This window comes from Streptomyces sp. NPDC001507 (assembly GCF_042894765.1).
GTDB lineage: Bacteria > Actinomycetota > Actinomycetes > Streptomycetales > Streptomycetaceae > Streptomyces.
In genome coordinates this window covers 224,129-250,456 of record NZ_JBIAVV010000012.1, presented here as the reverse complement: position 1 = coordinate 250,456, position 26,328 = coordinate 224,129, and the positions used below count along the sequence as shown (strand labels likewise).

The 26,328-nt window shown below is 73.2% G+C and carries 27 protein-coding genes; 17 read left to right on the top strand and 10 right to left on the bottom strand.

Annotated features, from left to right (window positions below):
• The first annotated feature begins 51 nt into the window (after positions 1 to 51).
• Positions 52 to 756, top strand: a complete 705-nt coding sequence (locus ACFY0K_RS35365) for a TetR/AcrR family transcriptional regulator (protein WP_390643259.1) — start codon at positions 52 to 54, stop codon at positions 754 to 756.
• Positions 757 to 845: 89 nt separating this feature from the next.
• On the opposite strand, the gene ACFY0K_RS35360 is transcribed toward ACFY0K_RS35365, so the two are convergent.
• Positions 846 to 1,340 (bottom strand): FBP domain-containing protein, encoded by a 495-nt coding sequence (locus tag ACFY0K_RS35360; protein WP_390643258.1) that lies wholly within the window; start codon positions 1,338 to 1,340, stop codon positions 846 to 848.
• Between the two features lie 87 nt (positions 1,341 to 1,427).
• Between ACFY0K_RS35360 and ACFY0K_RS35355 the strand changes: the two genes are divergently transcribed.
• Positions 1,428 to 2,063: a TetR/AcrR family transcriptional regulator gene (locus tag ACFY0K_RS35355; RefSeq protein WP_390643257.1), complete on the top strand. Its 636-nt coding sequence runs from the start codon at positions 1,428 to 1,430 to the stop codon at positions 2,061 to 2,063.
• On the top strand, positions 2,060 to 3,280 hold the full coding sequence (locus ACFY0K_RS35350; protein WP_390643256.1) for a GDSL-type esterase/lipase family protein: 1,221 nt from the start codon (positions 2,060 to 2,062) through the stop codon (positions 3,278 to 3,280). Before ACFY0K_RS35355 ends, ACFY0K_RS35350 begins: the two co-directional genes overlap by 4 nt.
• A gap of 101 nt (positions 3,281 to 3,381) precedes the next feature.
• Here the strand turns inward: ACFY0K_RS35350 and ACFY0K_RS35345 are convergent, their stop codons facing one another.
• The gene (locus ACFY0K_RS35345) at positions 3,382 to 4,491 is read right to left on the bottom strand and encodes a medium chain dehydrogenase/reductase family protein (protein WP_390643255.1); all 1,110 of its coding nucleotides are present in this window, start codon (positions 4,489 to 4,491) and stop codon (positions 3,382 to 3,384) included.
• A 217-nt stretch (positions 4,492 to 4,708) separates the two neighbouring features.
• Between ACFY0K_RS35345 and ACFY0K_RS35340 the strand changes: the two genes are divergently transcribed.
• The 3 genes from ACFY0K_RS35340 to ACFY0K_RS35330 all read left to right on the top strand — a co-directional run bounded on the left by ACFY0K_RS35340 (position 4,709) and on the right by ACFY0K_RS35330 (position 7,446).
• On the top strand, positions 4,709 to 5,371 hold the full coding sequence (locus ACFY0K_RS35340) for a TetR/AcrR family transcriptional regulator (protein WP_390643254.1): 663 nt from the start codon (positions 4,709 to 4,711) through the stop codon (positions 5,369 to 5,371).
• A 108-nt stretch (positions 5,372 to 5,479) separates the two neighbouring features.
• The gene (locus ACFY0K_RS35335; protein WP_390643253.1) at positions 5,480 to 6,784 is read left to right on the top strand and encodes a sensor histidine kinase; all 1,305 of its coding nucleotides are present in this window, start codon (positions 5,480 to 5,482) and stop codon (positions 6,782 to 6,784) included.
• The gene (locus ACFY0K_RS35330; protein WP_382718265.1) at positions 6,781 to 7,446 is read left to right on the top strand and encodes a response regulator; all 666 of its coding nucleotides are present in this window, start codon (positions 6,781 to 6,783) and stop codon (positions 7,444 to 7,446) included. Before ACFY0K_RS35335 ends, ACFY0K_RS35330 begins: the two co-directional genes overlap by 4 nt.
• 112 nt (positions 7,447 to 7,558) lie before the next feature.
• Here the strand turns inward: ACFY0K_RS35330 and ACFY0K_RS35325 are convergent, their stop codons facing one another.
• Positions 7,559 to 9,082 (bottom strand): MFS transporter, encoded by a 1,524-nt coding sequence (locus ACFY0K_RS35325; protein WP_390643252.1) that lies wholly within the window; start codon positions 9,080 to 9,082, stop codon positions 7,559 to 7,561.
• Positions 9,083 to 9,168: 86 nt separating this feature from the next.
• Between ACFY0K_RS35325 and ACFY0K_RS35320 the strand changes: the two genes are divergently transcribed.
• The gene (locus ACFY0K_RS35320; RefSeq protein WP_388713900.1) at positions 9,169 to 9,570 is read left to right on the top strand and encodes a MarR family winged helix-turn-helix transcriptional regulator; all 402 of its coding nucleotides are present in this window, start codon (positions 9,169 to 9,171) and stop codon (positions 9,568 to 9,570) included.
• 49 nt (positions 9,571 to 9,619) lie between these two features.
• On the opposite strand, the gene ACFY0K_RS35315 is transcribed toward ACFY0K_RS35320, so the two are convergent.
• Together ACFY0K_RS35315 and ACFY0K_RS35310 are read right to left on the bottom strand one after the other, a co-directional pair.
• Positions 9,620 to 10,354, bottom strand: a complete 735-nt coding sequence (locus ACFY0K_RS35315) for a maleylpyruvate isomerase family mycothiol-dependent enzyme (RefSeq protein WP_390643251.1) — start codon at positions 10,352 to 10,354, stop codon at positions 9,620 to 9,622.
• Positions 10,355 to 10,515: 161 nt separating this feature from the next.
• Positions 10,516 to 11,229, bottom strand: coding sequence for a CPBP family intramembrane glutamic endopeptidase (locus ACFY0K_RS35310; protein ID WP_390643250.1), 714 nt, complete (start codon positions 11,227 to 11,229; stop codon positions 10,516 to 10,518).
• 248 nt (positions 11,230 to 11,477) lie between these two features.
• On the opposite strand from ACFY0K_RS35310, the gene ACFY0K_RS35305 reads away from it, so the two are divergent.
• On the top strand, positions 11,478 to 13,223 hold the full coding sequence (locus ACFY0K_RS35305) for an alpha/beta hydrolase (RefSeq protein WP_390643249.1): 1,746 nt from the start codon (positions 11,478 to 11,480) through the stop codon (positions 13,221 to 13,223).
• Between the two features lie 66 nt (positions 13,224 to 13,289).
• Here ACFY0K_RS35305 and ACFY0K_RS35300 read toward each other — a convergent pair whose 3' ends face one another.
• Together ACFY0K_RS35300 and ACFY0K_RS35295 are read right to left on the bottom strand one after the other, a co-directional pair.
• Positions 13,290 to 14,456: an MFS transporter gene (locus ACFY0K_RS35300; protein ID WP_390643248.1), complete on the bottom strand. Its 1,167-nt coding sequence runs from the start codon at positions 14,454 to 14,456 to the stop codon at positions 13,290 to 13,292.
• A 137-nt stretch (positions 14,457 to 14,593) separates the two neighbouring features.
• Complete coding sequence (locus ACFY0K_RS35295) at positions 14,594 to 15,988, bottom strand: PLP-dependent aminotransferase family protein (protein WP_390643247.1); 1,395 nt, start codon at positions 15,986 to 15,988, stop codon at positions 14,594 to 14,596.
• A 164-nt stretch (positions 15,989 to 16,152) separates the two neighbouring features.
• On the opposite strand from ACFY0K_RS35295, the gene ACFY0K_RS35290 reads away from it, so the two are divergent.
• The 3 genes from ACFY0K_RS35290 to ACFY0K_RS35280 all read left to right on the top strand — a co-directional run bounded on the left by ACFY0K_RS35290 (position 16,153) and on the right by ACFY0K_RS35280 (position 18,754).
• A complete protein-coding gene (locus ACFY0K_RS35290; RefSeq protein WP_390643246.1) occupies positions 16,153 to 17,376 on the top strand; it encodes a Tm-1-like ATP-binding domain-containing protein in 1,224 nt (407 codons plus the stop codon).
• A gap of 48 nt (positions 17,377 to 17,424) precedes the next feature.
• The gene (locus ACFY0K_RS35285; protein WP_351956179.1) at positions 17,425 to 18,249 is read left to right on the top strand and encodes a phosphoenolpyruvate hydrolase family protein; all 825 of its coding nucleotides are present in this window, start codon (positions 17,425 to 17,427) and stop codon (positions 18,247 to 18,249) included.
• A gap of 73 nt (positions 18,250 to 18,322) precedes the next feature.
• Positions 18,323 to 18,754 carry a cupin domain-containing protein gene (locus tag ACFY0K_RS35280; protein ID WP_390643245.1) on the top strand — a complete coding sequence of 144 codons (432 nt, stop codon included), beginning with the start codon at positions 18,323 to 18,325 and terminating at the stop codon, positions 18,752 to 18,754.
• On the opposite strand, the gene ACFY0K_RS35275 is transcribed toward ACFY0K_RS35280, so the two are convergent.
• On the bottom strand, positions 18,705 to 19,427 hold the full coding sequence (locus ACFY0K_RS35275; RefSeq protein ID WP_390643244.1) for a TetR family transcriptional regulator: 723 nt from the start codon (positions 19,425 to 19,427) through the stop codon (positions 18,705 to 18,707). The two genes, ACFY0K_RS35280 and ACFY0K_RS35275, sit on opposite strands and share 50 nt — an antisense overlap.
• Positions 19,428 to 19,485: 58 nt before the next feature.
• Here ACFY0K_RS35275 and ACFY0K_RS35270 point away from each other — a divergent pair, with 58 nt between their 5' ends.
• The 3 genes from ACFY0K_RS35270 to ACFY0K_RS35260 all read left to right on the top strand — a co-directional run bounded on the left by ACFY0K_RS35270 (position 19,486) and on the right by ACFY0K_RS35260 (position 21,689).
• Complete coding sequence (locus ACFY0K_RS35270) at positions 19,486 to 20,163, top strand: class II aldolase/adducin family protein (RefSeq protein WP_390643243.1); 678 nt, start codon at positions 19,486 to 19,488, stop codon at positions 20,161 to 20,163.
• Positions 20,160 to 21,089, top strand: a complete 930-nt coding sequence (locus tag ACFY0K_RS35265; protein WP_390643242.1) for a carbohydrate kinase family protein — start codon at positions 20,160 to 20,162, stop codon at positions 21,087 to 21,089. Before ACFY0K_RS35270 ends, ACFY0K_RS35265 begins: the two co-directional genes overlap by 4 nt.
• A 204-nt stretch (positions 21,090 to 21,293) precedes the next feature.
• Positions 21,294 to 21,689 carry a luciferase family protein gene (locus ACFY0K_RS35260; RefSeq protein WP_351956183.1) on the top strand — a complete coding sequence of 132 codons (396 nt, stop codon included), beginning with the start codon at positions 21,294 to 21,296 and terminating at the stop codon, positions 21,687 to 21,689.
• Between the two features lie 54 nt (positions 21,690 to 21,743).
• On the opposite strand, the gene ACFY0K_RS35255 is transcribed toward ACFY0K_RS35260, so the two are convergent.
• Entirely contained in the window at positions 21,744 to 22,523 is a 780-nt protein-coding gene (locus tag ACFY0K_RS35255; RefSeq protein WP_351956184.1) for a DeoR/GlpR family DNA-binding transcription regulator, read from the bottom strand.
• Positions 22,524 to 22,668: 145 nt separating this feature from the next.
• Here ACFY0K_RS35255 and ACFY0K_RS35250 point away from each other — a divergent pair, with 145 nt between their 5' ends.
• Both ACFY0K_RS35250 and ACFY0K_RS35245 read left to right on the top strand, forming a co-directional pair.
• Entirely contained in the window at positions 22,669 to 23,562 is an 894-nt protein-coding gene (locus ACFY0K_RS35250; protein WP_390643241.1) for an SIS domain-containing protein, read from the top strand.
• Between the two features lie 2 nt (positions 23,563 to 23,564).
• Entirely contained in the window at positions 23,565 to 24,431 is an 867-nt protein-coding gene (locus ACFY0K_RS35245; protein WP_390643240.1) for a ketose-bisphosphate aldolase, read from the top strand.
• Here ACFY0K_RS35245 and ACFY0K_RS35240 read toward each other — a convergent pair.
• Positions 24,418 to 25,548: a methyltransferase gene (locus tag ACFY0K_RS35240; protein WP_390643239.1), complete on the bottom strand. Its 1,131-nt coding sequence runs from the start codon at positions 25,546 to 25,548 to the stop codon at positions 24,418 to 24,420. The genes ACFY0K_RS35245 and ACFY0K_RS35240 overlap by 14 nt on opposite strands.
• Before the next feature lie 67 nt (positions 25,549 to 25,615).
• On the opposite strand from ACFY0K_RS35240, the gene ACFY0K_RS35235 reads away from it, so the two are divergent.
• Positions 25,616 to 26,266, top strand: a complete 651-nt coding sequence (locus ACFY0K_RS35235; protein ID WP_390643238.1) for an alpha-ketoglutarate-dependent dioxygenase AlkB family protein — start codon at positions 25,616 to 25,618, stop codon at positions 26,264 to 26,266.
• The last annotated feature ends 62 nt before the right edge of the window (positions 26,267 to 26,328 follow it).

The window sequence follows — 26,328 nt, the reverse complement described above, 5'->3', positions numbered from 1 at the left end:
CACTGCTCCATAATGTGTGCACTGCTCTGCAGGCGTGACAGACTGCGCTCCATGACCACTCCGCAGGGCGCCCGCGCGCGAGCCAGGATGGAAGTCACCGCCGCCATCAAGGACGAGGCGCGCAGACAGCTCGCGGCCGAGGGTGCCGCCAAGCTGTCGTTGCGGGCGGTGGCGCGTGAGCTCGGCATGGTCTCCTCGGCGCTCTACCGCTATTTCCCCAGCCGCGACGACCTGCTGACCGCGTTGATCATCGACGCCTACGACTCCCTCGGCGAGGCCGCAGAGTCCGCCCATGCCGCCGCCGCTGCCGCAGACGCCGCCCCCGCGCATCGCTGGGTCGCCGTGTGCGAGGCGGTGCGCGGCTGGGCGCTGACCCATCCGCACGAGTACGCGCTGATCTACGGCTCGCCGGTGCCCGGATACTCGGCGCCGGAGACGACCATTCCGCCGGCCGCCCGGGTCGCCCTCGTCCTCGTCGGGATCCTGCGCGAGGCGTTCGAGGGGCGTGGGCTGGCCCGCACCCCCGTGCCTGCCGAGCTCGCCCCCGAGGCCCGCCGGATGGCCGGCGAACTGGTGCCGGGCCTGCCGCCGGAGGTGGCGGTGGCCATGGCCGCGGCGTGGGCCCAGCTGTTCGGGCTGGTCGGGTTCGAACTGTTCGGCCAGTTCCAGGGAGTTGTGGAGGAAGCGGAACGGGAGCGGTTCTTCCGGCATGCGGCCGCGCAGCTCGCCCACGGAGTCGGGCTGGTCTTCCCCTGACGGCGCCGGTCATCCGGTCAGCCGGTCATCCGGTCGGCCGGCCAGCCGGTCATCCGGTCGGCCGGGTCATCCGGCATTCCGGTCATCCGTCATCCGGTCACCTTCTCCAGGAACGCGGCGAGGTTTCCGACCGTCCGGCGTACCTTCTCCTCCAGCGTGAGCGACTCCGGCATCCGGCCGCCCACGCCCGCGTCCCGCTTCCCCCGCACGTACAGCGAACAGGCGAGGTCGCTGCAGAGGTAGGCGCCCACGGAGTTGCCCTGCTGCCCGGCCTTCCCCGCCTTGGCGGCGACCATCAGGGAGACGCCCCCGGTGTGCGTGGTCAGGCAGATCGAGCACATGCTGCGCCGGGTCTGCCAGGAGGCGGGGCTCGGGCAGCGCAGCGCCACCGCCTGCGTTCGACCGTCGTCCAGTTCGGTCACCAGGTAGGCGCGGTCGGGTGCCTGGGGGTCGCGCCAGCCGAAGTAGTCCAGGTCGGCCCACGGCCGTTCGTCCAGGTCGTGCGGGATGTTCAGGCGTTTCGCCGCGCCCTTGGTGCAGTTCACGAAGGCGGCGCGGATCTCTTGCGCAGTCAGCTGTCGCATGTGGCGCACGCTAATTTGCCTAAAGGTTTTAGGCAAATGCATAATCGGTTCTCGATGAAGGCAAGAGCTGAAGGCGGAGGAGCGGGTGTGGCACGAGCGGGGCTGAGCACGGAGCGCCTGGTCCGGGCCGGAGCCGAGCTGGCGGACGAGGCAGGCTTCGACCAGGTGACCGTCTCGGCCCTGGCCAGACGGTTCGACGTGAAGGTCGCCAGCCTCTACTCGCACGTCAAGAGTTCCCAGGACCTGAAGACGAGGATCGCGCTGCTGGCGCTGGAGGAACTCGCCGACCGGGCCGCCGACGCGCTGGCGGGCCGGGCCGGCAGGGACGCCCTGTTCGCGTTCGCCGACGTCTACCGCGACTACGCCCGCGCCCACCCCGGCCGCTACACGGCGGCCCGGCTGCGCCTCGATCCGGAGACGGCCGCGGCCAGTGCCGGCGTCCGGCACTCGCAGATGACCCGAGCGATCCTGCGCGGCTACGACCTGGCCGAACCCGACGAGACCCATGCCGTCCGGCTGCTCGGCAGCGTCTTCCACGGCTACGTCGACCTGGAACTGAGCGGCGGATTCAGCCACAGCGCCCCCGACAGTCAGCAGTCCTGGACCCGCGTCCTCGACGCCCTCGACGCGCTGCTGCGCAACTGGCCCACACCAGCCCGACCCCCGTACGGACCGCAAGACCGGACGCAAGACGGAACGCAAGACGGAACGCAGAGGCGATGAACACCGACTCCCGCTGGATCACCACGCCGATCACCGCCGACCTCCTGCGCGGCGCCCTCGACCTGGAGCGCACGGAACACGGCGTCCTGCCGCACCGGCTCCCGGCCCGGGCCCGTGCCCAGTGCGGCGACCCGCAGCTCGCCATGGTCGAGTCCCAGCCCTCCGGCGTACGACTGGTGTTCCGCACCCGCGCCACCGCAGTCGAACTGGACACCCTCCGCACCAAGCGGCTCTACGTCGGCGCGCCGGCCCGCCCGGACGGCGTCTACGACCTGCTCGTCGACGGCACCCTGGCCGGGCAGGGCAGCGTGTCCGGCGGCACGGTCCAGGTCGTCGACATGAGCACCGGGTCCATGGAGCTGCGCCCCGGACCGGTCGGCACCCTCCGGTTCACCGGTCTGCCCGGGCGCGACAAGACCGTCGAGATCTGGTTGCCGCACAACGAGACCACCGAACTGGTCGCGCTGCGCACCGACGCCCCGCTCGCCGCCGCACCCGATCCCGGCCGCAAGGTCTGGCTGCACCACGGCAGTTCGATCAGCCACGGCTCCGACGCCGCGAGCCCCACCGCCATCTGGCCCGCGCTCGCGGCCGCGCTCGCCGGCGTGGAACTGGTCAACCTGGGGCTGGGCGGCGGCGCCCTGCTCGACCCGTTCACCGCCCGCGCCGTCCGGGACACCCCCGCCGACCTGATCAGCCTCAAGCTCGGCATCAACGTCGTCAACGCGGACCTGATGCGGCTGCGCGCCTTCGGCCCCGCCGTGCACGGCTTCCTCGACACCGTCCGGGAGGGGCACCCCACCACCCCGCTGCTGGTCGTCTCCCCGATCCTGTGCCCCATGCACGAGGACACGCCGGGCCCCACCGCCATGGACCTGAGCGCCCTCGGTGCCGGACGGATCACCTTCGTCGCCACCGGCGACCCGGCCGAGCGCGCGAGCGGCAAGCTCACCCTGAACGTCGTCCGGGACGAGCTGTCCCGGATCGTCGCCCAGCGCGCGGCCGAGGACCCGCACCTGCACTACCTCGACGGCCGTGCCCTCTACGGCGAGGCCGACGCCGCCGAACTCCCGCTGCCCGACGGGCTCCACCCGGACGCGGCCACCCACCGCCGGATCGGCGAACGCTTCGCGGGGCTGGCCTTCGCGGACGGCGCCGCGTTCGCGGGGAGCGGTGGCGAGCGCCGAGCGGGCGAAGGCCGAGCCGGCGTTCGCTGAGCCGGCGTTCGCTGAGCCGGCGTTCGCTGGGCGGAGGGCCGCTGGGCGGAGGGCCGCTGGGCGGCCGGTCGTCGAATCGGCGGCCGCCGGGCCTGTGGTCCTCATCGCGCCGAGTCGGCCGACGACCCGTCTCCGGCGTCCGGTATCAGGACCACCTTCCCCGCGACGGTCCCCGACTCGGCGAGCCGCAGGGCCTCGGCGGCCTGGGTCAGGGGCAGCCGGGCGGCGACGCGCGCGGTGACCTCGCCACGCTGGAAGGCCTGGAACACCTGGGTGAGGTCGGCGCGCAGCCGGGCCCGGAAGCGGTCCTTGCCGAGGGCGCGGCCCTCCCAGACGTTGAAGAAGCAGGCGTGCCGGCCGTTGGGCAGCGCGTTCCACAACCACACGCGGCCGAGGATCTTCAGTACGGGGAGCTGCTTGGAGCCGGAGTCGTCCCTGGTGGTGGCGCTGCCGTAGGCGACGAGGGTGCCGCCCGGGGCGAGCAGCCGCCAGGAGTCGACGACGCTGCGGCCGCCGAGGTGGTCGAAGACGGCGTCGACGCCGCCGGGGACCAGTTCCCGGACCCGGGCCGGCACGTCCTCGGTGCGGTAGTCGACGGGGGTCACGCCCAGCTCGCGCAGCGCGGCGTGGTGACGGGCGGAGGCCGTGCCGATCACCTGAAGACCGGCCGCCCGGGCGAGCTGGACGAGCACCGTGCCGACGCCGCCGTTGGCGCCGTGCACCAGGATCGTGCCGCCGCTGCGCACCCTGGCCTTGCGGTGCAGCATCTGCCAGGCCGTGATCCCGTTGACGACCAGCGTCTCCGCCTCCGCGGCGCCGACGCCGGCGGGCACCTGCACGGCGTCGGCCGTGTCGAGCACGACGTGACTGGCCCAGCCGCCGACCTTCACCAGCGACGCCACCCGCTTGCCGACGAGCTCCGGCGCGACGCCCGCCCCGGCCGTCTGCACAGTGCCGACCAGGTCGTAGCCGGGGACGAAGGGGAAGGGCGGCTGGTCGTAGTAGCGGCCGCGGCGCATCTGCTGCTCCGCGAAGGAGACGCCGGTCGCCTCCACGCGGACGACGATCTGGCCGGCTGCGGGGGCCGGGATCTCCCGGCGCTCGATACGGAGGCCCTCCGGCTCGACGACGCCCGGCAGGACGACCTCGATGAGCTGGGTGCTTCCGGCGCCGGTGCTTCCGGCGGTTCCTGCGGTCTCTGCGATTCCCATGACGACGGCCTCCGCGTACAGACGGTGTGTAGATGAACGGGGTGTAGATGAACTCGCAAGCGAGATGGGTTCTCGCTTGCGTTAGAAGTTATAACAAACATGACTCCTCCTAGCTGGAGTGTCAACCCATCACTTCAGATGGTGTGCTCGCGACTGTTAGAGCCACTCTCGAAAGTGATAACTTGAAACAAAGAAGTGCGAGAGGAGCGTGACGGCCATGGCGGCGGACACGGACGCGATGAGCCCCCGCGAGCGGTACCGGAGCCAGGTGCGAGCGGACATCAAGGCGCGCGCCTGGGAGCAGATCGCCAGGTCAGGCGCGTCGGGTCTGTCCCTCAACGCGATCGCCAAGGAACTTGGCATGAGCGGTCCGGCCCTCTACCGCTACTTCGGCAGCCGCGACGAGCTGATCACCGAGCTGATCCGGGATGCCTACCGCAGCCTGGCCGACACCTTCAGTGCCGCCGCCGGGGACGACGTCGGTATCGACGGCCTCGCCCACGCCCTGCGCCGGTGGGCGCTCGACGACCCCCAGCGCTACTTCCTCGTCTACGGCACGCCGGTCCCCGGCTACCGGGCGCCCGACGACATCACCGGCATCGCCCGGGAGATCGTGGCGGCGCTGCTCGACGTCTGCGCGGCGGCCGAGCCCGCGGCGCCCCCGCCGGCCTCCGCCGGGTTCACCGCGCACCTGTCCCAGCACCGCGAGTGGGCCGGCGGCCACTCCGCGCCACCGGGAGTACTGCGCCGGGCGCTGGCCTTCTGGACCCGGATGCACGGGGTGCTCTCCCTCGAACTCGCCGGTCACTTCACGGGCATGGGATTCGACCCGGACCGGATGTTCGACGCCGAGGTGGCGGAGCTGACGGCGGTTCGCTGACACCAGGCCGCCGTCCGCCGCCCGCCACCACCTACTACCCGGGGAGTACGCGTGATCACCTCGCCGGGCTGACGCTCGCGCGGGGCGACGGCGTCTAGCGTGGCGGTCATGGACGAGCAGCGGGTACGGGAGCGCGGCCCCGCCCGGTGGTGGCACTCCGGCCCCCCGTGGTGGAACCACCCGGAAGCCACCGGCCCCGGCACCAGCACCGGCCCTGGCACCGGCCCCGGCACGGGGGTCCGGCGCCCCCGCCTGCCCTGGCGCTCCACCCTGCCGCTCACCGTCCTCGTACTGGTGGGGTCGAACTTCGCCGCCCACACCCAGCCCCACCGCGAGCACCTCGACACCTACGCCCGCGTGCTGCTCCTCGCCACCTGCGCCCTGCTGCTGTGGCGGCACCGGCATCCGGTGACCGTGGCGTTCGGCACGGCCGCGCTCGCCCTGGCCTACCTCGCCGCCGGCTACCCGTACGGACCGGTTTTCGCGGCCGTCGCCGTGGCCTGCTTCAGCGCCGTCGTCGCCGGGCACCGCAGGGCCGCCTGGGCGGCGCTCGGGATGCTGTGGGCCGGGCATCTGCTGATCTCGCTCTGGCTGTACCGGTGGCTGCCGCCGCCGGGCGACAGCGGTGCCGACCTCGGTCAGGAGCTGATCATCGTCACCTGGGTGCTGATCATCGTCTCGCTGGCCGAACTGGTCCGGCTGCGGCGCGAGCAGTGGGCGCGGGAACGGGCCGACCGCGCACAGGCGGCCCGGCGGCGCGCGGACGAGGAACGGCTGCGGATCGCCCGGGAGTTGCACGACGTCCTGGCGCACAGCATCTCGGTCATCAACGTCCAGGCCGGCATGGGACTCGCGCTCCTCGACTCCGACCCCGAGCAGGCCAGGTCGGCACTCACCACCATCAAGGCGGCCAGCAAGGAGGCCCTCGGCGAGGTGCGTCAGGTGCTCGACACCCTGCGCGCCCCGGGAGACGTGCCACGGGCGCCCGCGCCCGGTCTCGGGCGGCTGCCGGAACTGGTGGAACAGGCGGCGGGCGCCGGACTCACCGTGGACGTGACGGGGGAGCCGCCGCGCCTGGCGCCCGGCGCCGACCTGGCCGCCTTCCGCATCGTGCAGGAGGCCCTCACCAATGTCGTACGGCACTCGGGTTCGCGGCACGCGCGCGTGCGGCTCGAACACGGGGGCGGGGAGCTGCGGTTGCGGATCGACGACGACGGTCCCGCGACCGGTGCGGACGCGGGCGGCAGCGGGAACGGGCTGGCCGGGATGCGGGAGCGGGCGGCGGCCCTGGGCGGCACGATCGAGGCGGGGCCGCGCGCCGACGGGGGCTTCCGGGTGCTGGCCGTACTGCCCTTGGACAACCGGGACGCCAGGGACGGCGGGGGTGCCAGGGATGATAGGGAGGACCGATGATCCGGGTGTTGCTCGCCGACGATCAGTCGCTGGTGCGGGCGGGTTTCCGGGCGTTGCTCGACGCGCAGCCGGACATCGAGGTGACCGGGGAGGCGGCGGACGGCGAGGAGGCGCTGCACAAGGTGCGTGAACTACGCCCCGACGTCGTCCTGATGGACATCCGCATGCCGCGTCTGGACGGCCTCGCGGCGACCCGCCGGGTCACCGGCGAACCGGAGCTGGCGGACGTCAAGGTGGTCATGCTGACGACGTTCGAGCTCGACGAGTACGTCTTCGAGGCGATCCGGTCCGGCGCCTCCGGCTTCCTGGTCAAGGACACCGAGCCGGACGAACTGGTGCGCGCGGTCAGGGCGGTGGTGGCAGGGGACGCGCTGCTGTCGCCGGGGGTGACGCGGCGGCTGATCGCGGAGTTCGCGGCCCGTTCCAAGGAGCCGGCCGCCGCCGACGTCCTCGCCCGGCTCACCGAGCGGGAGCGGGAGGTGATGGCCCTGGTCGGCATCGGTCTGTCCAACGAGGAGATCGCCCGGCGCCTGGTCGTCAGCCCCCTCACCGCCAAGACCCACGTGAGCCGCACGATGGTCAAGCTGGGCGCCCGCGACCGCGCCCAACTGGTCGTCCTCGCCTACGAGTCGGGGTTGGTACGACCGGGCTGGCTGGGCTGAGCCGAGCCCTGGAAACGGACCAGCGCGCGTACGGCGTCATCCCGTCGGCTTCACAGCCGTGTGCCCGGCGGGCAACAGGCCCCGCCGGGCACACGTCCGGAGGCGTCCCCGATCAGTCGCGTGTGGGCACGCGCTCCGCCTCCGGTGAGGTCTCCGGTGAGATCTCCAGTGAGGCCTCCAGGGAGGTCTCCGGGGCGGTGGACTTGGCGATCACGACGGTCTGCTGCGGGCGCCGGGTGCGCAGTCCCGTGAGGGTGATCAGCAGCCCGGCGAGGGCCACGAACGCGACCACCAGGAAGCCGGGACGGTAGCTGTCGAGCACCGCCTGCGGGGTCGCGTGGGCGGGCGCGCCCGCGGTGACCACGGCTGTGACGATCGCCAGGAAGATCGCGCCGCCCACCTGCACCGAGGTGTTGAGGAGCCCGGACACCATGCCCTGCTCATGGTCGTCGACGCCGTTGGTGGCCTGGATGTTGAGGGAGGGGAAGACCAGGGCGCAGGCCGCGCCGATCAGGAGCATCGAGGGCAGGATCGCCGCGGCGTAGGCCGGGCTCAGGTCGACACGGAGGAACAGGGCGTATCCGACGACCATGAAGGCGAAGCCCGCCGCGATCAGCCGCGGGGTGCCGAAACGGTCCACGATCGCGCCGACCTTGGTCGACGACACCGCCACCAGCGCGCCCGCCGGCAGGAAGGCCAGGGCGGTGTGCAGCGCGGACCAGCCGAGCAGGGACTGCATGTAGAGGGTGGTCAGGAACTGGAATCCGACGTACGAGCCGAAGAAGGCGATCGCGCCGAGCTGGGCGCGGACCTGGTTGCCCGAGCGCAGCACGCCGAGACGGATGAGCGGTCCGGGGGAGTGGCGTTCGACCTGGACGAAGACGGTCAGCAGGACGGCGACCGCGAGGAAGGAGAGCAGGGTGCGGGCCGAGGCCCAGCCCACCTGCGGTGCCTCCACGACGGTGAACACCAGCAGCAGCATGGAGGCGGTGCCGAGGATCGCGCCGGGGATGTCGTAGCCGTTGTGGTCGCGTTCGCGGGAGCTGCGCGGCAGCAGCTTGAGGCCGACGAGGAGCGCGATCAGGGCGATGGGCGCGGGCAGCAGCATGGTGAAGCGCCAGCTGGCCTCGGTGAGCAGGCCGGACAGCACCAGGCCCATGGAGAAGCCGGTGGCCGCGCAGGTGGTGTAGATGGAGAGGGCGCGGTTGCGCAGCGGGCCCTCCGGGAACGTGGTCGTGATGATCGAGAGGCCGGCCGGCGCGGTGAAGGCCGCGCTCAGGCCCTTGATGAAGCGGCTGGCGATCAGCAGCGGGCCCGAGTCGACGAGGCCGCCGAGCAGCGAGGCGAGCGCGAAGACGCCGAGGGCCACGAGGAACACCTGGCGCCGGCCGAGCAGGTCCGCGGTGCGGCCGCCGAGCAGCAGCAGACCGCCGTATCCGAGGATGTAGCCGCTGACGATCCATTGCAGCGTCGAGGTGGACAGGTGCAGGTCGGAGCCGATCGACGGCAGGGCCACGCCGACCATCGACACGTCCAGCGCGTCCAGGAACATGGCGGCGCACAGCACCAGGAGCGTGCCCCAGAGCCGGGGAGTCCAGCGTCCCTCGGCGGCGGGGGCGGTGAGCGGAGAGGTCATGGACCCAGACACTACATGCACATGCATCGAATGCAAACGCATTTAATTACGATGCAACAATCCCTGTTCTCTGCTACGGTGCCCGGATGGCGGCGAAGAAGCCCGAACAGGCACTCGTGGAGCAATGGCGGGACATCCTGGCCCTGCACGCCCGCACCCAGTGCGAGCTGGACCGCGCCCTGGGCGGACACGGCCTGTGCGGCAGCGACTTCGAGGTCCTCGACCTGCTCTCGGACGGCCCGGCGGCGGACGGCGTCTGCAGCTTCCGGGTCCAGGAGATCGCCGAGCGGGTGCACCTCAGCCAGAGCGCGCTGTCCCGGCTGATCGCCCGCCTGGAGAAGGACGGCCTGGTCGAGCGGGCCATGTGCCCGGAGGACCGGCGGGGCGTGCGGGTGGCGCTCACCGGCAAGGGGCGCGCGCTGCACGGCGAGCTGCTGCCGGTGCAGCGCGCGGTGCTCACCAGGATGCTGGCCGCCGAGCCGGGCTGAGCCCGGCAGACCGGGCCGCGCGCCGCCGCCGTCGGTCGGCCGGCCGGAGTCAGATTCCGGAGTCCGTCCGCCACAGGTCGGCAAGTTCCGGGTCGCCGGTCACCTTCGGCACCGGTACCCGATTCCACAGGGCCAGGTACAACTGGTCGGCGGGACCGGCGAGTTCGGCCGTCGCGTCATGAGGCGCACCGAGTTCGGTGACCGGCGGTCGCTCCGACAGCCGTACGGTCCAGGCCGCGTCCGCGTCCACCGTGCGCACCCCCAGCACTCGCGGGTGCTCGCTGCGTACCCGGCTGCGGGTGCGGGCGTGGAAGCCGCGCAGCAGTTCGTCGATGCCGTCGACCGCGAAGCCCGTGCCGACCGGGGTCGCCGGGCCGCCGCGTGCCGCCTCGGCGTCGTACCGGTGGACGGTCGTCTCATGGGCCTGCCGACGGAGCCAGAAGGCCAGCGGTGAGGGGACGGGGGCGGGGTGGAAGGTCCAGTACGGCACGTCCCGCGGTGCGCCGCCGAGGGTGTCGACGAGCCGGCGGTGGCCGTCCCGGTACCAGGCTGTCAGTTCCGCGCCGTCGATGTCCGGGGGGCCGGGGACGGGACGGGGCGAGGTCTGCGCGTCGGCGACGACCCCGGCGGCCCACCGGTGGATGGTGCCGGTGTGCCGCAGCAGGTCGCGCACCCGCCAGTCCGGGCAGGTGGGCACCGGCGTGTCGAGCCCCGCGTCCGTGGCGGCCGCGGCCAGCAACCGGCCCTCCCGGTCGAGGATTTCGAGGAACTCAGCAGTCTCCATGCGGCGAGTCTGCCGGATGCGCGGCTGTTCCTGCCGCTGATCGGCGGCGCCCCGAAAGGGGGGGGGCTGGGGTACCCCGCCGAAGGCTGATGGAACTGCGCGACCGGCCACGACGGCGCCGCGGTCGGGAGACGGCACACCGCGGCCTTGCGGCGGTGCGCTCAGCGCAGCAGGAACCCCACCGCGTAGCCGAGTGCGTTGACCGCCCAGTGCAGGGCCATCGGTGCCAGCAGGGAGCCGCTGCGGTCGCGCACCCAGCACAGCAGACAGCCCGCCACGGCCGTGAACAGCACGGCGCCGACGTCCACCAGGACCGCCCCGGCGACCGAGTGCCCGAAGATCGAGCCCAGCGTCGGCTTGTCCTTGTTGAGGTTCAGGGACGGGAGGATGTGCCAGAGGCCGAAGAGCACGGAGGAGAGGACGGCGGCCGTGGTGGCCGTGCGCAGTCGGCACAGCAGCGCGAACAGCACTCCGCGGAAGGCGGTCTCCTCCAGCAGGGCCGTTCCCACGGGCACCGCGACCAGCGCCTTGAAGGCGATCTCCGAACCGCTCAGCGCGTTCGTCCGCTGGTCCGCGAACAGGCCGCGGGTGACCGGGAGCAGGGCCGCGCACAGATAGACCCCGGCGACGATCCCGATCAGGGCCGCTCCCCAACGCGCCCCGGCCGCGAGCGTGTTCCGTCCGAGTCCCAGTTCGGGCCAGCCGCCCCCGGCCCAGAACAGCAGCCCCACCAGGACGGCCGAGGTGAGCACGGCGGTGAGCAGGATCCAGGACCCGGCCCAGCGGTTGTCCAGCAGGTTCGCGAGCACCAGCACGGCCACCACCGCGGCCACGGCGGTACGGGTGGGCAGCCGGGGAATCCGGGGGAGCGGCATGGCGGGCGGGGTGTCAGAACCCGGCCGGGGCGCGGAGCGGCGGGCGGGTCACGAGGTGCCCACCGCCACGACCACGGCCCGGCGGTGCCGACCCCGCTACCGTCCTCCGCAGCGGGGTGGGGTGCTCGGTGGTCCGGGCCAGAGCCATGCCCACCACGATGGGACACCACGTGCGGCTCCGCACCTTTTCCCGATCTTCCGGATGCGGCGGCCGGTGCGGTGACAGATCGTGGTCCCGAGGTGGCGAAGTGAGTGGAGCGGGCAAGGCCCTGAATCGTACGAAGGACTGGACCCGGCGGACGGCGGAGCGGGTGCGCCGGCACCTGGGCCCCGACCGGGTGGTCCGGCGGCGGCCGTGCTGGGGCGGGATCGCGGTGGCGGTCCTGTGCTACTGCCTGTCCCTCACCCCGTCCCTGCTCCCGCGTGCCTGGTGGCTGCAGGGACTCGCGGCCGGCGTCTCGGCGGCCGTCGGCTACGGCGTCGGGGCCGCAGCGGAGGCCCTCGCCCGGCTACTGCTCCGCTGGGCCGGCGTCCGCGTCCGCCGGCGGGTCCGCCGTGCCCTGTGGGCCGCCCTTGCCGTGCTCGGCGCCGCCGCCGTGATCACGGCCACCGCCTGGAGCGTCGGCTGGGAGGGCCAGGTCCGCCGGGCGGTGAACCTGCCCCCGCACCTCGTCTGGTGGCAGTGGGCGCTCGTCCCGGTCGTGGCCGCACTCGTCGCCACGCTGCTGCTCCTGGCCGCCCGGACGGTACGGCTCGGCACCCGAGTCGTCGCGCACGCGTTCGGCACCCTCGTCCCGCGACCCGCCGCCTACGCCACCGGGGTCGTCCTCGCCGCCTTCGTGATCGTCGGAGTCGTCCAGGGCTTCCTGCTGCGCGCCGCGCTGGACGCGATCGAGAGCGCCGCGTCCCTCGCCGACCAGGGCACCACCAAGGGCGTCCACCGGCCGGGGCTGCCTACCCTCTCCGGCAGCCCCGAGTCCGCCGCCCACTGGGACACCCTGGGCGCCAAGGGCCGTGACTTCGTCGGCACCGCCACGCCCCGCGCCGACATCGCCGCCTTCACCGGCCGCCCGGCCGAGGATCCGGTACGGGTCTACGTCGGCCTGCGTTCCGCCGGCACCCTCGACGAACGTGCCGCCCTCGCCGTACGCGAACTCGAGCGCACCGGCGGTTTCTCCCGCAGGATCCTCGCCGTCATGGGCACCACCGGCACCGGCTGGATCAACGACCAGGGCAGCAGGCCACTGGAGTACATGTGGGGCGGCGACACCGCCATGGTCGCCATGCAGTACTCCTACCTCCCCAGCTGGGTCTCCGCGCTCACCGAGGACGAGGCCGCCGCCACCGGAGGGGCCCTCTTCGACGCCGTCTACGCCAAGTGGCGGACCCTCCCCGCCGCTTCCCGCCCCCGGCTGCTCGTCTACGGCGAGAGCCTCGGCTCCTTCTCCATGGAGTCCGCCCTGGACGGCTCCCTGCCCACGCTCGTCGCGGAGACCGGCGGCGCGCTGTTCGTCGGCCCGACGTACGACAACCCGCTGTGGAAGTCGGTCACCGCGAAACGGCAGCCGGGCAGCCCCGAGTGGCGGCCGGTGGTCGCCGACGGGGCACATGTGCGCTTCGCGCAGGTGCCGGCGGACTACGGCATCCCGGACGCGCCCTGGGGCGAGCCCCGCGCGGTCTACCTCCAGAACGGTTCCGACCCGGTCGTCTGGTGGTCGCCCGACCTCGCCTTCCACCGGCCGGACTGGCTGGACCGGCCACGTGCCCGGGACGTCTCGCCTGCGATGCAGTGGTATCCGCTGCTGACGTTCTGGCAGGTGGCCTGCGACCTGGCGGGCGCCGACAGCGTCCCGGACGGCTTCGGCCACCGGTACGGCACCCTGCCGACGAGCGCGTGGGCCGAGATCACGAGCCCACCGGACTGGACGTCCGCCGACACGGTGAGACTGGCCGGGATGCTGGAGTCGGTGCGGGAACCGGGGCTGCTGGACTGAGGCGGCGCCGGGCCGTACCGGGCCGGGCGCGGACTCCGGCCCGTGTCCTGCCGTCGGCGACTCCGGTCAGTGTCCGGCCGAGCGCCGGGTCAGGAGTGCGATGGTCGCGGCGGTGGCGGCGAGGGCGGCGACCGTGGTGAGGGCGGTGGAGAGGGAGAGCCACTCCGCCATGAACCCGATGGCGGGCGGTCCCAGGAGCATGCCGCCGTAGCCGAAGGTGGAGGCGACGGCGACGCCGTCGGGGCCGGCCAGTCTGCCCGCGCGTTCGACGGCGACGGGGAAGAGGTTGGCGAGGCCGAGCCCGGTGATCGCGAACCCGAGGAGGGCCGCCCACAGAGCCGGGGCGAGCGCGCCGAGCAGCATGCCGGCCGCGGCGGTCGTGCCGCCGAACACCAGGGTGCGGGTCTGGCCCAGGGCTTCGAGCAGCCTCGTGCCGCTGAGCCGGCCGACGGTCATGGCGAGCGCGAAGCAGGAGTAGCCGATGGCGGCCGCGCCGGGTGCGGCGCCCAGGTCCTGTTCCAGGTGCAGGGCGCTCCAGTCGGCCATGGCCCCCTCGCCGTAGGCCGTGCACAGGGCGATCAGTCCGAACGTGACGACCAGCAGCCGGGTGCGGGGTGCCAGGCGGCGCGGTGCGGACGTGCCGTGCGGTGCGTCGTCCCCCGGGGTGTGCGGCGGGGGAGTGCGAAGCAGGGTGCGCCCCGCGAGAAGGGTGATCAGGAGGCCGACGGCGGTGAGGCAGAGCAGGTGCTGCGTGGGGGTCAGCACGCCGGCGATCAGTGAGCCCAGACCGGAGCCGAGCATGCCGCCCAGGCTGAAGGCGGCGTGGAAGCTGGGCATGATCGGGCGCCGCAGGGCTCGTACCAGGTCGACCGCGGCGCTGTTGAACGCGACGTTGATGCCGCCGTAGGCGCTGCCGAAGACGAGCAGTACGGCGCCGAGGGCCGGCACCGAGTGGGTGAGCGGGGGCAGCGCGACGCTGAGGGAGAGCAGCACGGCGCAGACGACGGTCACCGGGTGGGAGCCGTAGCGGCGGCACAGCCGTCCGGTGAACATCATCGTGATCACGGCCCCGGCCGAGACCCCGAGCAGCGCGAGCCCCAGGGCGCCGGCCGAGGCGCCGGTCTGTTCCTTGACGGCGGGGATGCGGACGACCCATCCGGCGAAGACGAAGCCGTCCATGGCGAAGAAGACGGTCAGGGCGGTACGGAGTCGGGTGAGGGAGTCTCCGGGCACGGCGTTGTGCGTCCGGGTTTTGTTTATTAGCGGCACAAACTCAGGCTAGGCGAGGGGGGAGGCCCGGGCAAGGGCGGGCGGTGGGCGGGAGCGCGCCCGGACCACCGGCCGGAGGGACCTCGCGGGTGTGGTCCCCGTCAGGGGGACCCGGTGCCGCTGAGACCGGCGAGGAGCTCGGCCGCGGCGGCGAGCCGGGACTGCGGGTGCCACACGGGAAGTCGTACGAAGGTGCGGTGCCCGCCGTGCGGAGAGAAGGCCGGACCCGCGGTGAGCCGGATGCCGCGGGCCAGCGCGTGCTGGGCGAGGGCCACGGCGTCCTGGCCGGTGTCGGTCCACAGGCCCGAACCGCCGACGGGCGTGCTCCACCGCCAGTGCGGCAGCACCGTTCTCAGTACCTCTTCGGTCACCGCGAACTGCTGGGCCAGGAACTCGCGGCGCAGCACGCGCTGCCGGTCCGCCCGCGGCAGCAGGAGGAGCGCCGCCAGCTGGTCGGCGACCGGCCCGCCGAGGTCGATGCCGCCGCGCAGCGCCGCGAGCCGCCCGACCACCTCCCGGGGCCCGCGTACCCACCCGACCCGGAGCCCGCCCCAGAACAGCTTGGACAGCGTGCCCACGATCAGCAGGCGTTCCGGGTCCGCCATCCGCTCCAGCCCCGGCAGCGGGTCGGAGCGGAACCAGCCGAGCTCCGCCTGCGACTGGTCGTCGACCACGAAGGTGCCGTGCCGGGCCGCGAGGCCGGCGAGGGCCCTGCGCTGCGGCTCCGGCATGTGCGCGCCGGTCGGGTTGTGCAGCGCGGTCTGCACGTAGAGCAGGTCCGCGTCGGCGACGGCGGCTTCGAGAAGGTTCAGGTCCACGCCGGCCGGGGTGCAGGGGACGCCTCGCACCCGGCCGCCCGCCCCCGCGAAGGCTTCCAGAGCGCCCCGGTAGCTGGGGTCCTCGACGAGCGTGACGGTACCCGGCCCGGCGAGGGCCGTCGCGATCAGCCAGACGGCCTGCTGGGAACCGGCGGTCACCAGGACCTGGTCCGTCCGCGTGGGCAGACCCTGCGCCGTGATGCGGGCGGCGAGCGCGGCCCGCAGGTCCGGCAGCCCCGCGGGGTGATAGCCCGTCCCCCCGAGATGGTGTCTGCGCAGCTGCCTGCCGACCTCCGGCATGACCTCCGCGACCAGCTCGGAGCCGGGCAGCGCCCCGGAGGAGAGATCGACGACCACCTGTCCGCCGCCGAATGACGTCAGCCGCCCCTCGTCCGGCCGGACGAGACCGACGGCGCCCCGGACGTACGTGCCCGACCCCCGCGCCGCGGCCACCCGGCCGCTCGCCATGAGCTCGGCGTACGCCCGTGCGACCGTGCCCCGGGCCACGCCCAGCGCGGCCGCCAGCGCCCGCTGGCCGGGCATGCGCCATCCGGCGGGCAGGTACGAGCCGTCGATCAGCTCGGCGAGCGCGTCCCGGAGCGGAACGCTCACGGACGCCTCACCGCGCCACACCCCGAGCAGCCGCACCACCCGCTCGGCGTCCTCGTCCGTCCGCATCGACCGCTCACCTCCCGGCCCGGTCCACTCGCCCGTGCCAAGCCCTGTGCCGGGCCCTGCTCGGCCCGGCTTGGTCCACTCGGCCTTAAGTGGACCAGTCACCAGGCTGCCACCCCACCACAATTCCTGGCACAGGGCTCGAAGAGGAGCAGGAGGCACGCACGATGGCCACGGTCGTTCTCATCGGCACGATGGACACCAAGGGCGAGGAGTACGCCTGGATCGCGGACCGGGTGCGCGCCCACGGGGCGCACACCGTCACCATCGACGTCGGCGTGTTCTCGGACCACCCCGCGGACGTCACCGCCGCGGCGGTCGCCCGGGCGGGCGACGCCGATCTCACCGCGCTGCGGGAGAGCGGCGACCGGGGCGCGGCGATGGCGGCGATGGCCTCCGGCGCGGCTTCGGTGGTCCTCGCGCTGTACGCGGAGGACCGGCTGGACGGTGTGCTCGCCGTCGGCGGCTCCGGCGGTTCGTCGGTCGCGTCCCGGGCGATGCGCGCCCTGCCGGTCGGCGTGCCGAAGCTGCTGGTCTCCACGATGGCCTCGGGCGACGTCTCGCCGTACGTCGGTGAGAGCGACGTGACGCTCATGCACTCGGTCGTGGACGTCGCCGGGATCAACTCCGTCTCCGGGCAGGTCTTCGGCAACGCCGCCGCCGCGATCGCCGCGATGGCCGCCGTGCAGCAGGCCCGCCGCACCGCGCCGGCCGGCGAGCGGCGGCCCCTGGTCGGCGTCACGATGTTCGGCCTGACCACCCCCGCCGCCGACGAGGCACGGGCGGAACTCACCGGACTCGGCTACGAACCGCTCGTCTTCCACGCCACCGGCGCCGGCGGCCGTGCCCTGGAGAAGCTCGCCCGCGACGGCCGGCTCGCCGGAGTGCTGGACCTCACCACCACGGAACTCGCCGACGACCTGGTGGGCGGGGTGCTCAGCGCGGGCCCGCACCGGCTGGAGGCGGCCGGGGAGCGAGGCATCCCGCAGGTCGTCTCGGTCGGCGCACTCGACATGGTCAACTTCGGGCCGCGGGAGACCGTACCCGCCGGGTTCGACGACCGGAGCTTCCTGGTCCACAACCCGACGGTCACGCTGATGCGCACCACCCCGGAGGAGAACGCCGAACTCGGGCGGCGGATCGGCACGAAGCTGTCCCGTGCCCGCGGGCCGGTCGCGGTGGTCCTGCCGCTGCGCGGGGTCAGCGGCATCGACAAGGAGGACGGCCCGTTCCGCGACGCGGCCGCGGACGCGGAGCTCTTCGCGGCGCTGCACGGCGCGCTCGCCGGGACGCCCGCCGAGATCATCGAGGTGGACCGGCACATCAACGACCCCGGGTTCGGGCGCGAGGCCGCACGGCAGTTGCACCGGCTGATCACCTCCGGCCGGTGAGGACCCGACCCGCACCCGCGGGCGGACCGAGGAGAAGGGAACGCGACGATGGACCGAAGCACGGCACTCGAACGGCTGCGGAGGACCGTGGCGGCAGGACGGCCGGTCATCGGCGGCGGTGCCGGCACCGGCCTCTCCGCGAAGTCCGCCGAAGCGGGCGGCATCGACCTGCTCATCATCTACAACTCGGGGCGGTACCGGATGGCCGGCCGGGGATCCCTCGCGGGCCTGCTGGCCTACGGCGACGCCAACGCCATCGTCATGGAGATGGCGGACGAGGTGCTCCCCGTGGTCAGGGACACTCCCGTGCTCGCGGGGGTCAACGGCACCGACCCGTTCCGGGTGATGGGCCGCTTCCTCGACCAGGTCCGGGCGGCCGGGTTCACCGGAGTGCAGAACTTCCCCACCGTGGGGCTCATCGACGGGGTCTTCCGCCAGAACCTGGAGGAGACCGGGATGGGCTTCGCGCTGGAGGTCGAGATGATCGCGGCCGCACACGAACGCGGCCTGCTGACCGCGCCGTACGTGTTCGACACCGGTCAGGCCACCGCCATGGCCGAGGCAGGCGCCGACGTCCTCGTCCCGCACATGGGCCTCACCACCAAGGGCACCATCGGTGCACACACCGCGCTCACCCTCGACGAGTGCGTGGAGCGGGTCCAGGCGATGCGGGACGCCGCGGTCGCCGTCAACCCCGGCATCCTCGTGCTGTGCCACGGCGGCCCCATCGCCGAACCCGCGGACGCCCAGTACGTCCTCGCCCGGACGGACGGGGTCGTGGGCTTCTTCGGCGCGAGCTCGATCGAACGCCTGCCCACGGAGACCGGCATCCGCCGGCAGACCGAGGACTTCAAGTCCATCAGCTTCCGATGACCATGGCGGCCGGCACGGCCGTTACGGTGTCCGTGCCGTCGCGCCGCCGGCGACTTCGACGAGGAGAGGAACCGTGAGCGAATTCGAGCCGAGGACCCGTACCGTGCCCGCCGAACTGCCGACCGAGGTCTTCGACTGGGGAAGCATCAAGTGGGGAGTGAGCGCCGGCCTGTTCCCCGGGGCTCCCCTCACCGCGGGCGAGGTGATCATCAACCCCACCAAGGGGCACGACCTGCACACCCACCCGAACTCCGACGAGGTGCTGTACTTCATCGACGGCGAGGGCGTCCAGACCGTCGGTGACTCGGGGGAGTTCCCGGTGACGGCGGGGGACTTCGTCTACGTGCCCAGGGGAACGCCGCACTCCACGTTCAACTCCGGCTGGCGGCAGCTGCGCGTCATCGCGGTCTACACGCCGGGCGGCGCCGAGCAGGCACTGCGCGAACTGCCGGACTTCACGGCGCTGACTCCGGGCGTCCAGCCGGTCTGGGAACGGGCCCGCTGAGCGGACCGGCGCCCGCCGCACCACCGTCCCGCCGCCCGCGCCTCGCGGCCAGGGCCGTGAGGTAGCCGCGCAGCATGACCTTCGCCTCGTCGAGGAGGGCGGCGTCGCCCTCGGCGTCGCGGCGGAAGGCCTCCTGGGCGAGCGCGTCGGCGGCGAGGACGGCGGCATGGCAGGCGGGGCCGAGCCCCTCGGTGTCGGCGGCGATGCCGAGCGCGAGCAGCATCCGGCGTACGCCGTCGGCCATCCGGCGCTTGTGCTCCCGGTCCGCCGCCCGGGTCCGGTCGGTCAGACCGCTGCCGAACCACAGCGCCCGGAAGCCCTGTTCGGTGCGGTAGAGCCCGGCGTAGGTGTCGATCAGCACGCCGACCGGGTCGGACCAGCGCTCGGCCGCCGCGCCGCGCACGAACTCCTCCATCACCGCTTCGAGCCGGGCGAAGTACGTCGCGGCCAGCGCGTCGATGATCGCGTCCCGGTCCGGCAGGTACTGGTACAGCGAGCCGACCGAGACCCCGGCCTCCACCGCGACCCGGGTGGTGGTCAGGGCAGGCACGCCCTCGGCGATCAGCACGCGCTCGGCCGCCTTGAGCACCCGCGCCAACCGGGCTTTGCTGCGGGCCTGTTGGGGAGTACGGCGCAGCACGGCACCGGTCTCCTCGGCGGCCGGGTCGGTCACACGACCACCCCTGAATCTGAACGTGACTTTGTTTCAGGTTTACGTTACCGTCGCGGCCATGACGGACTCAAGCTCCGCGCTGGTTCAGGAACGGGCCGCGGTGGCGGACGTCTGCCGCCGCCTGGGAGCGGCGGGCCTGCTGATCGGAACGTCGGGCAACGTCAGTGTGCGGGCGGGGGACCGGATCGCGGTCACCGCGACCGGAGCGGTGCTCGCCCAACTCACCGCGGGCCAGGTGACGGTGGTCGACCTGGACGGCCAGGTGGTCGCCGGGACCCTGGAGCCGACCTCCGAACTCGACCTGCACCTGGGGGTCTACCGTCGATTCGGCGCCGGCGCGGTCGTCCACACCCACGCCCCGATGGCCACCGCCCTCTCCTGCGTCGTCGACGAACTGCCGTGCATCCACTACCAGTTGCTCGCCCTCGGCGGCACCGTGCGGGTGGCGCCGTACGCCACCTTCGGCACCCCGGAACTCGCCGAGTCGGTACTCGCCGCGCTCGACGGCCGCAGCGCCGCGCTGATGGCCAACCACGGCTCGGTCACCGTCGGCCCGACCCTCGACAAGGCCGCCGAGAACGCCCTGCTGCTCGAATGGGCCTGCGGCGTCTACCAGCACGCGGCGGCCCTCGGAACACCCCGCGTCCTGGACGAGCGGCAGCAGCTCGCGGTGATCGAGGCCGCCATCGCCCGGAACTACGGCACCACCCGAACCCTGCAGGAGGACAAGCCATGAGAGTCGTCACGATGGGTGTGCACGTGCTGGACGTGCTGGTCCGGCCGGTGGACGCGATACCCGAGGGCCAGGGCGCCACCCTGGTCGAGGACATCAGGATGACCGCGGCCGGAACCGCCGGCGGGACCGCGCTGAGCCTCGCCAAGCTCGGTGCCACCGTGCGCAGCGCCGGGGCCGTCGGCGCCGACGCGACCGGCGACATGCTCGTGCAGTTGCTCCGCAGGGCCGGGATCGACACCGGGTTCCTCGTCCGCCGTACCGACACCGCCACCTCGGCGAGCGTGCTGCCCATCCGCCCGAGCGGCGACCGCCCCTCCCTGCACCTGCTCGGCGCCAACATCACCTACGGCGTCGACGACGTGCCCTGGGACGCCCTCGCCGAGGCCGACCATCTCCACCTCGGCGGACCGGAGTTGATCGGCGTCGACGCCGCCGCCCGCATCCTGCACTTCGCCAAGGAGCACGGCTTGACGACCTCCGTGGACCTGCTCGCACCCGGTGTCCTCGGCAGCTTCGAGCAGATCGCGGCCGCGCTGCCGTACGTCGACCACCTCCTCCCCAACGACGACCAGGTGCTGGGCTTCTCCGGCGAGGACGACCTGGTGGCGGGCGCGAAGAAGCTGGTCGGCGCCGGCGCCGGACTGGTCGCGGTCACCCGGGGCGGCGACGGCGCACTGCTGGTCACCGCCGAGGGCGCCGAGCCGGTACCCGCCTTCGAGATCGACGTCGTGGACACCACCGGCTGCGGCGACGCCTTCTCGGCCGGGTTCGTCTTCGGCATCGGCCTGGGCCGCACCCCGCACGACGCCGCCGTCCTCGGCAACGCCGTGGCGGCCCTGGTCGCCCAGGGCCTCGGCAGCGACCACGGGGACTTCGACCTCGCCGCCGCCGACGCGTTCGCGGCGACGGGTGCCAGGCGCGCGTAGGGCACGTAACAGACCCGCACAAAACGTGACGTCGGACACGGCCGTCCCGGACGCCCGACAGGCACCTTCCGTCCCCCGAACCACTGAATTCCTGCGGATATTCACTCGTCCCAGGGGTTTGTGTTCGGACAGAGTCCGGCAACAGCTCGGTTAATAACTGCTCGCTGGTTGGTTACCGGAGAGTGAGCGGGCCATGATGGCCCCATGACGTTGGCCTCGCGCGCTCTGGCGCAACTGGCGACCTGGCCCGACCTGACCCAGGCCGTACCGAGCTGCGGTCTGGGGCAGGGCGTGAGTTCGGCGCAGGGCGAGATCGCGCACTTCCACTCCGACCGCGATGTGGACCTGCGTCTCACCACCCATGCCATCCGGCACTTCGCGAAGGACCTGAAGAGCACGGGAGCGATCCGGATCGTGCCGGGCTCGCAGTGGGTGACCATACGACTCGACGCCGCGAGCGACGTCGACCTGCTGCTGACCCTGGTGAGCGTCGCCCTCCAGGCCCAGCAGAGCTGGCCCGACCCGGCCGACCGGCCCGTGTTCGGCTGCAACGACCAGCGGGGCGCGGGATTCGTCAGTGCGGACACCAGCGGGATGTGACACGCCGGCGGGATGTGACCGAGAGCCGGATCGCCGGAAGGTGCCGGGTCGCGCTCACACGGTCAGGACCCGGATACCCGCCTCCTCGAACCTGCGGACCGTCTCCGGCGCCGCCGCCGTGTCCGTGACCAGGGCGTCCACCAGCTCCGCCGCGCAGATCCGGGCGAACGCCCGCCCGCCGAGCTTGCTGGAGTCCGCGGCGACCACCACGCGGGCCGCCCGCTCGCACAGCAGCCTGTTGACCGCGGCCTCCCCCTCGTCGTGGGCCGCGGCCCCGTGGGCGACGTCGAAGGCGACCACTCCGAGCACCGCCACATCGAGGGTGATCTGACCCAGCACCCCGTCCGCGAGCGGCCCGATGAGCTCGTACGACTGCGGGCGCGCCACCCCGCCCGTCACCACGATCTTGAACTGGGGCCGCACCGCGAGCTCGTTCGCGATGTTGAGCGCGTTCGTGACCACCGTCAGCGCCGGCGTACCGGTGGTGAGGTCTCCGCGTACGGCCAGGGCGCGGGCCACTTCCGTGGTGGTCGTACCGCCCGTCAGTCCCACCGTCTCGCCCGGCTCGACCAGGTCCGCCACCGCCTTGGCGATCCGCTGCTTCTCCGAGGCCTGCCGCGCGGTCTTGTAGCGCAACGGCAGCTCGTACGACACCCCGTGCACCACCGCCCCGCCCCGGGTGCGCACCAGCATCTGCTGCTCGGCGAGCTGGTCGAGGTCCCGGCGGATGGTGGCGGCCGAGACCGCCAGCTCGGCCGCAGCCTCCTCGACCTCGAGGCGGCCGCGCTCGACCAGCAATTCGAGCAGCGCCTTCCAGCGGGCGTCGCGCGACATCCGCCGCCTCCGTTCCTCGGTCCTTCCGGTGACTCCCGGTGACCTTAGCGCACCTGGATTTCGGCAGGGTGCTTGATTGTGCTTGGAAAGTGGCCCTACCTTGCAAGAACGAGCATGATGTCTCATGCAGGGGAGGGCTAGTGGTATGTCACATATCACTGAGGAGCTGAACAGCCAGCCCGAGTGCTGGACCCGAGCCGCCGCCGAAGCCACCCGCCGAGCCCACGCCCTCCCGGCGCCGGGCGAGCGGGTGGCGATCGTCGGCTGCGGCACCTCGTACTTCATGGCCCAGGCCGCGGCCGTACTGCGCGAGTCCGCGGGGCACGGCGAGACGGACGCCTTCGCCGCCTCGGAGTTCCCGCACGGGCGGTCGTACGACCGGGTGCTCGCCCTCACCCGGTCCGGCACCACCACCGAAGTACTGGACCTGCTGGGCGAGTTGAAGGGGCGCACGCGCACCGCCGCGATCACCGCCGACCCCGGCGCCCCCGTCACCGGCGCCGCCGACGACCTCGTCGTCCTGGACTTCGCCGACGAACGCTCCGTCGTGCAGACCCGGTTCGCCACCAGCGCGTTCACCCTGCTCCGCGCCCACCTCGGCCTGCACACCGACGCCGTGGCCGCCGACGCCAGGACCGCGCTGTCCACTCCGCTGCCGCCGGAGCTGGTCGAGTGCGGCCAGTTCACCTTCCTCGGGCGCGGCTGGACCGTCGGACTCGCGAGCGAGGCCGGGCTCAAGATGCGCGAGGCCTCGCTGTCCTGGACCGAGGCCTACCCGGCCATGGAGTACCGGCACGGCCCGATCAGCATCACCACCCGGGCCACCGCCACCTGGATGTTCGGCCCCGCGCCGGCCGGACTCGCCCAACAGGTCGCCGCCACCGGCGGGTTGTGGATCCAGGGCGCCCTCGACCCGCTCGCCGAACTGGTCCGCGCGCAGCGCCTCGCGGTCGCCGTGGCCGCCGCCCGGGGCCTCGACCCCGACCGGCCGCGCCATCTCACCCGCTCGGTGATCCTCACCCCGGCCGGCGGGGAGTGAGCGTGCCCCTCGCAACCACCGGCACACTCCTGGCCCGGGCCGCCGAAGCCCGGACCGCCGTCGCCGCGTTCAACGTCATCACCCTGGAGCACGTGGAGGCCGTCGTCTCCGGTGCCGAGGCGGCCGGTGCGCCCGTCGTCCTCCAAGTCAGCGAGAACGCCGTCAAGTTCCGCCTCGGACGCCTCCTCCCACTGGCCCGCGCCGCCGCCGCGGCCGCCGAACGCGCCCGCGTGCCGGTCGCGTTGCACCTCGACCACGTCCGCACCGACGCCCTGCTCCGGCAGGCTCCGGACGCGGGATTCAGCTCGGTCATGTACGACGCGTCCCGGCTGCCGTACGCCGCGAACCTCGCCGCGACCGCGGCGGCCGTGGCCTGGGCGCACGGCCAGGGCCTGTGGATCGAGGCGGAGCTGGGCGAGGTGGGCGGCAAGGACAGCAGGCCGGCGCTGGACGCCCACGCGCCCGGGGCGCGTACCGACCCCGCCGAGGCACGGGACTTCGTCGCCGGCACCGGCGTCGACGCACTGGCCGTGGCGATCGGCAGCGCCCACGCGATGACCACGCGCACCGCCGCCCTCGACCACGACCTCCTCGGCCGCCTCTCGGCCGCCGTGCCGGTCCCGCTGGTCCTGCACGGCTCCTCCGGAGTCCCGGACGGGGGACTGGTCGCCGCGGTCGCCGGGGGCATCGCCAAGGTCAACGTCGGCACGGCACTCAACATGGCGATGACCGCGTCCGTCCGCCGTTTCCTCGCGGACCATCCCGAGGCCGTCGACTCCCGCCCGTACCTCGGTGCCGGCCGGGAGGCGATGGCCCGGGAGGTGACCCGGATCATCGGCGTGCTCACCGGCGGGACTACCCGCGCCTGACCGCCTTCAGCACCACGAACTTCGGGTCGCTCGCGACCAGTCGGCTGTTGCCGAACAGGCGGCGCAGCGTCACGTGGTAGCCGAGGTGCCGGTTGCCGACCACCCACAGCTCGCCGCCCGGCCGCAGCGCCCGCTTCGCGCCGCTGAACATCCGCCACGCCGTCGCGTCGGTGGTCGCCTGGTGGGAGTGGAACGGCGGGTTGTTCAGCACCACGTCCACGCTGCCGGCCGCTACCCCCGCCAGCCCGTCGCCGACCCGGAACTCGGCGTGCCCGGGGACCCCGTTCGCCTTGTAGGTGGCCTCCGCCGAGGCGACCGCCTGGAACGACTCGTCCACGAACAGCACTTCGGCCGTGGGATCGGCCAGCGCCACCGCCGTGCCCACGACCCCGTTCCCGCACCCCAGGTCCACGATCCGGCGGCCGCCCTCGGGCAGATGCGCCAGGAAGAACCGCGTCCCGATGTCGAGCCGGTCGGCGCAGAAGACCCCCGCGTGGTTGACGACCGTACGACCGGAGACCGCGCCGATGCCGGCGGGGAGCGCGTAGCTGTACGGCCACGGGTTCTCCGGGCGCTCCAGCGACGGATCCGGCGTGCAGTGGATCAGCCGGGCCTTCTGCTCGGCCAGCGAGGTCCGGGTCGGACCGAGGATCCGCTCGAACAGCCGGAGCGTCGACGTGTGGATCTCCTTGACCATGCCGGTGCCGATCACGACCGTCCCCGCGTGCACGGCGGGCGCCAGCCGCAGCAGCTGGTCCTCGAGCAGCGCAAGGCTCTTCGGCACCCGCACCAGCAGCACGTCGACCCGGTCCGGCGGCGGATCCTGGGTGGTCAGCAGCCGTACCGCGCCCGGCTCGACACCCGCGCGCGCCAGGTTCGCGCGGGTCGCCTCCTGGCTCAGGTACGAGTCGGTGATCTGCACCGGCCGGTGCGCCGCCAGCGCCGTGACCAGCGCGCCCCACCGGTCGCCGAGCACCACGACCGTGCCGGACAGCCCGGTCCGCTCCTGGTCGAGATGGCGCAGCAGATACGCGTCGGAGGCGTCCCAGGCACGCAGCCGGTCGCGCGGATCCTCCGGGAAGCGGGACAGCTCGAACTCGCCCCAGGCAGTCGTCATACGGTCGCTCATCGTGCGTCCAGGCTAGCGGAACCGCAGCTCAGGCCCGGTCGGGCAGGATGGGGGCATGGAGGATGAACTGTTCCCGAGGGCGCGCGCCCGCATCGCACCGGGCGCCGTGCACGTCCCCGACTGGCTGGACCCGGAGCGGCAGCGCGCGCTGCTCGCCGCCTGCCGCGACTGGGCCCGGCCCCCGGCGGGCCTGCGCACGGTCCGTACACCCGGCGGCGGGACGATGACCGCCCGCCAGGTCTGCCTGGGCTGGCACTGGCACCCGTACGCCTACGCCCGCACGGCCGTCGACGGCGACGGCAGCCCCGTCAAGCCGTTCCCGGCCTGGCTCGACGAACTGGGCCGCCGCGCGGTGACCGACGCCCTGGGCCCGGCGGCGGTCGGCGGATTGTCGTACGACATCGCGCTGATCAACTTCTACGACGCCGACGCCCGCATGGGCATGCACCGCGACGCCGACGAGAAGTCGGACGCCCCGGTGGTGTCGCTGAGCCTCGGGGACACCTGCGTCTTCCGCTTCGGCAACCCGCAGACACGGGCGCGGCCGTACCAGGACGTGGAGCTGCGGTCGGGGGACCTGTTCGTGTTCGGGGGCGGGTCACGGCTCGCCTACCACGGGGTGCCGAGGGTGTACCCGGGCACGGCGCCCCCGGGGCTGGGCCTGACCGGCCGTTTGAACGTCACGTTGAGGGTGAGCGGCCTTTGAAACGCCCGAACCGGAGCGCTCCATAGGGCGTGGGGAACTGCGCGACCAGCCACAACGCACCC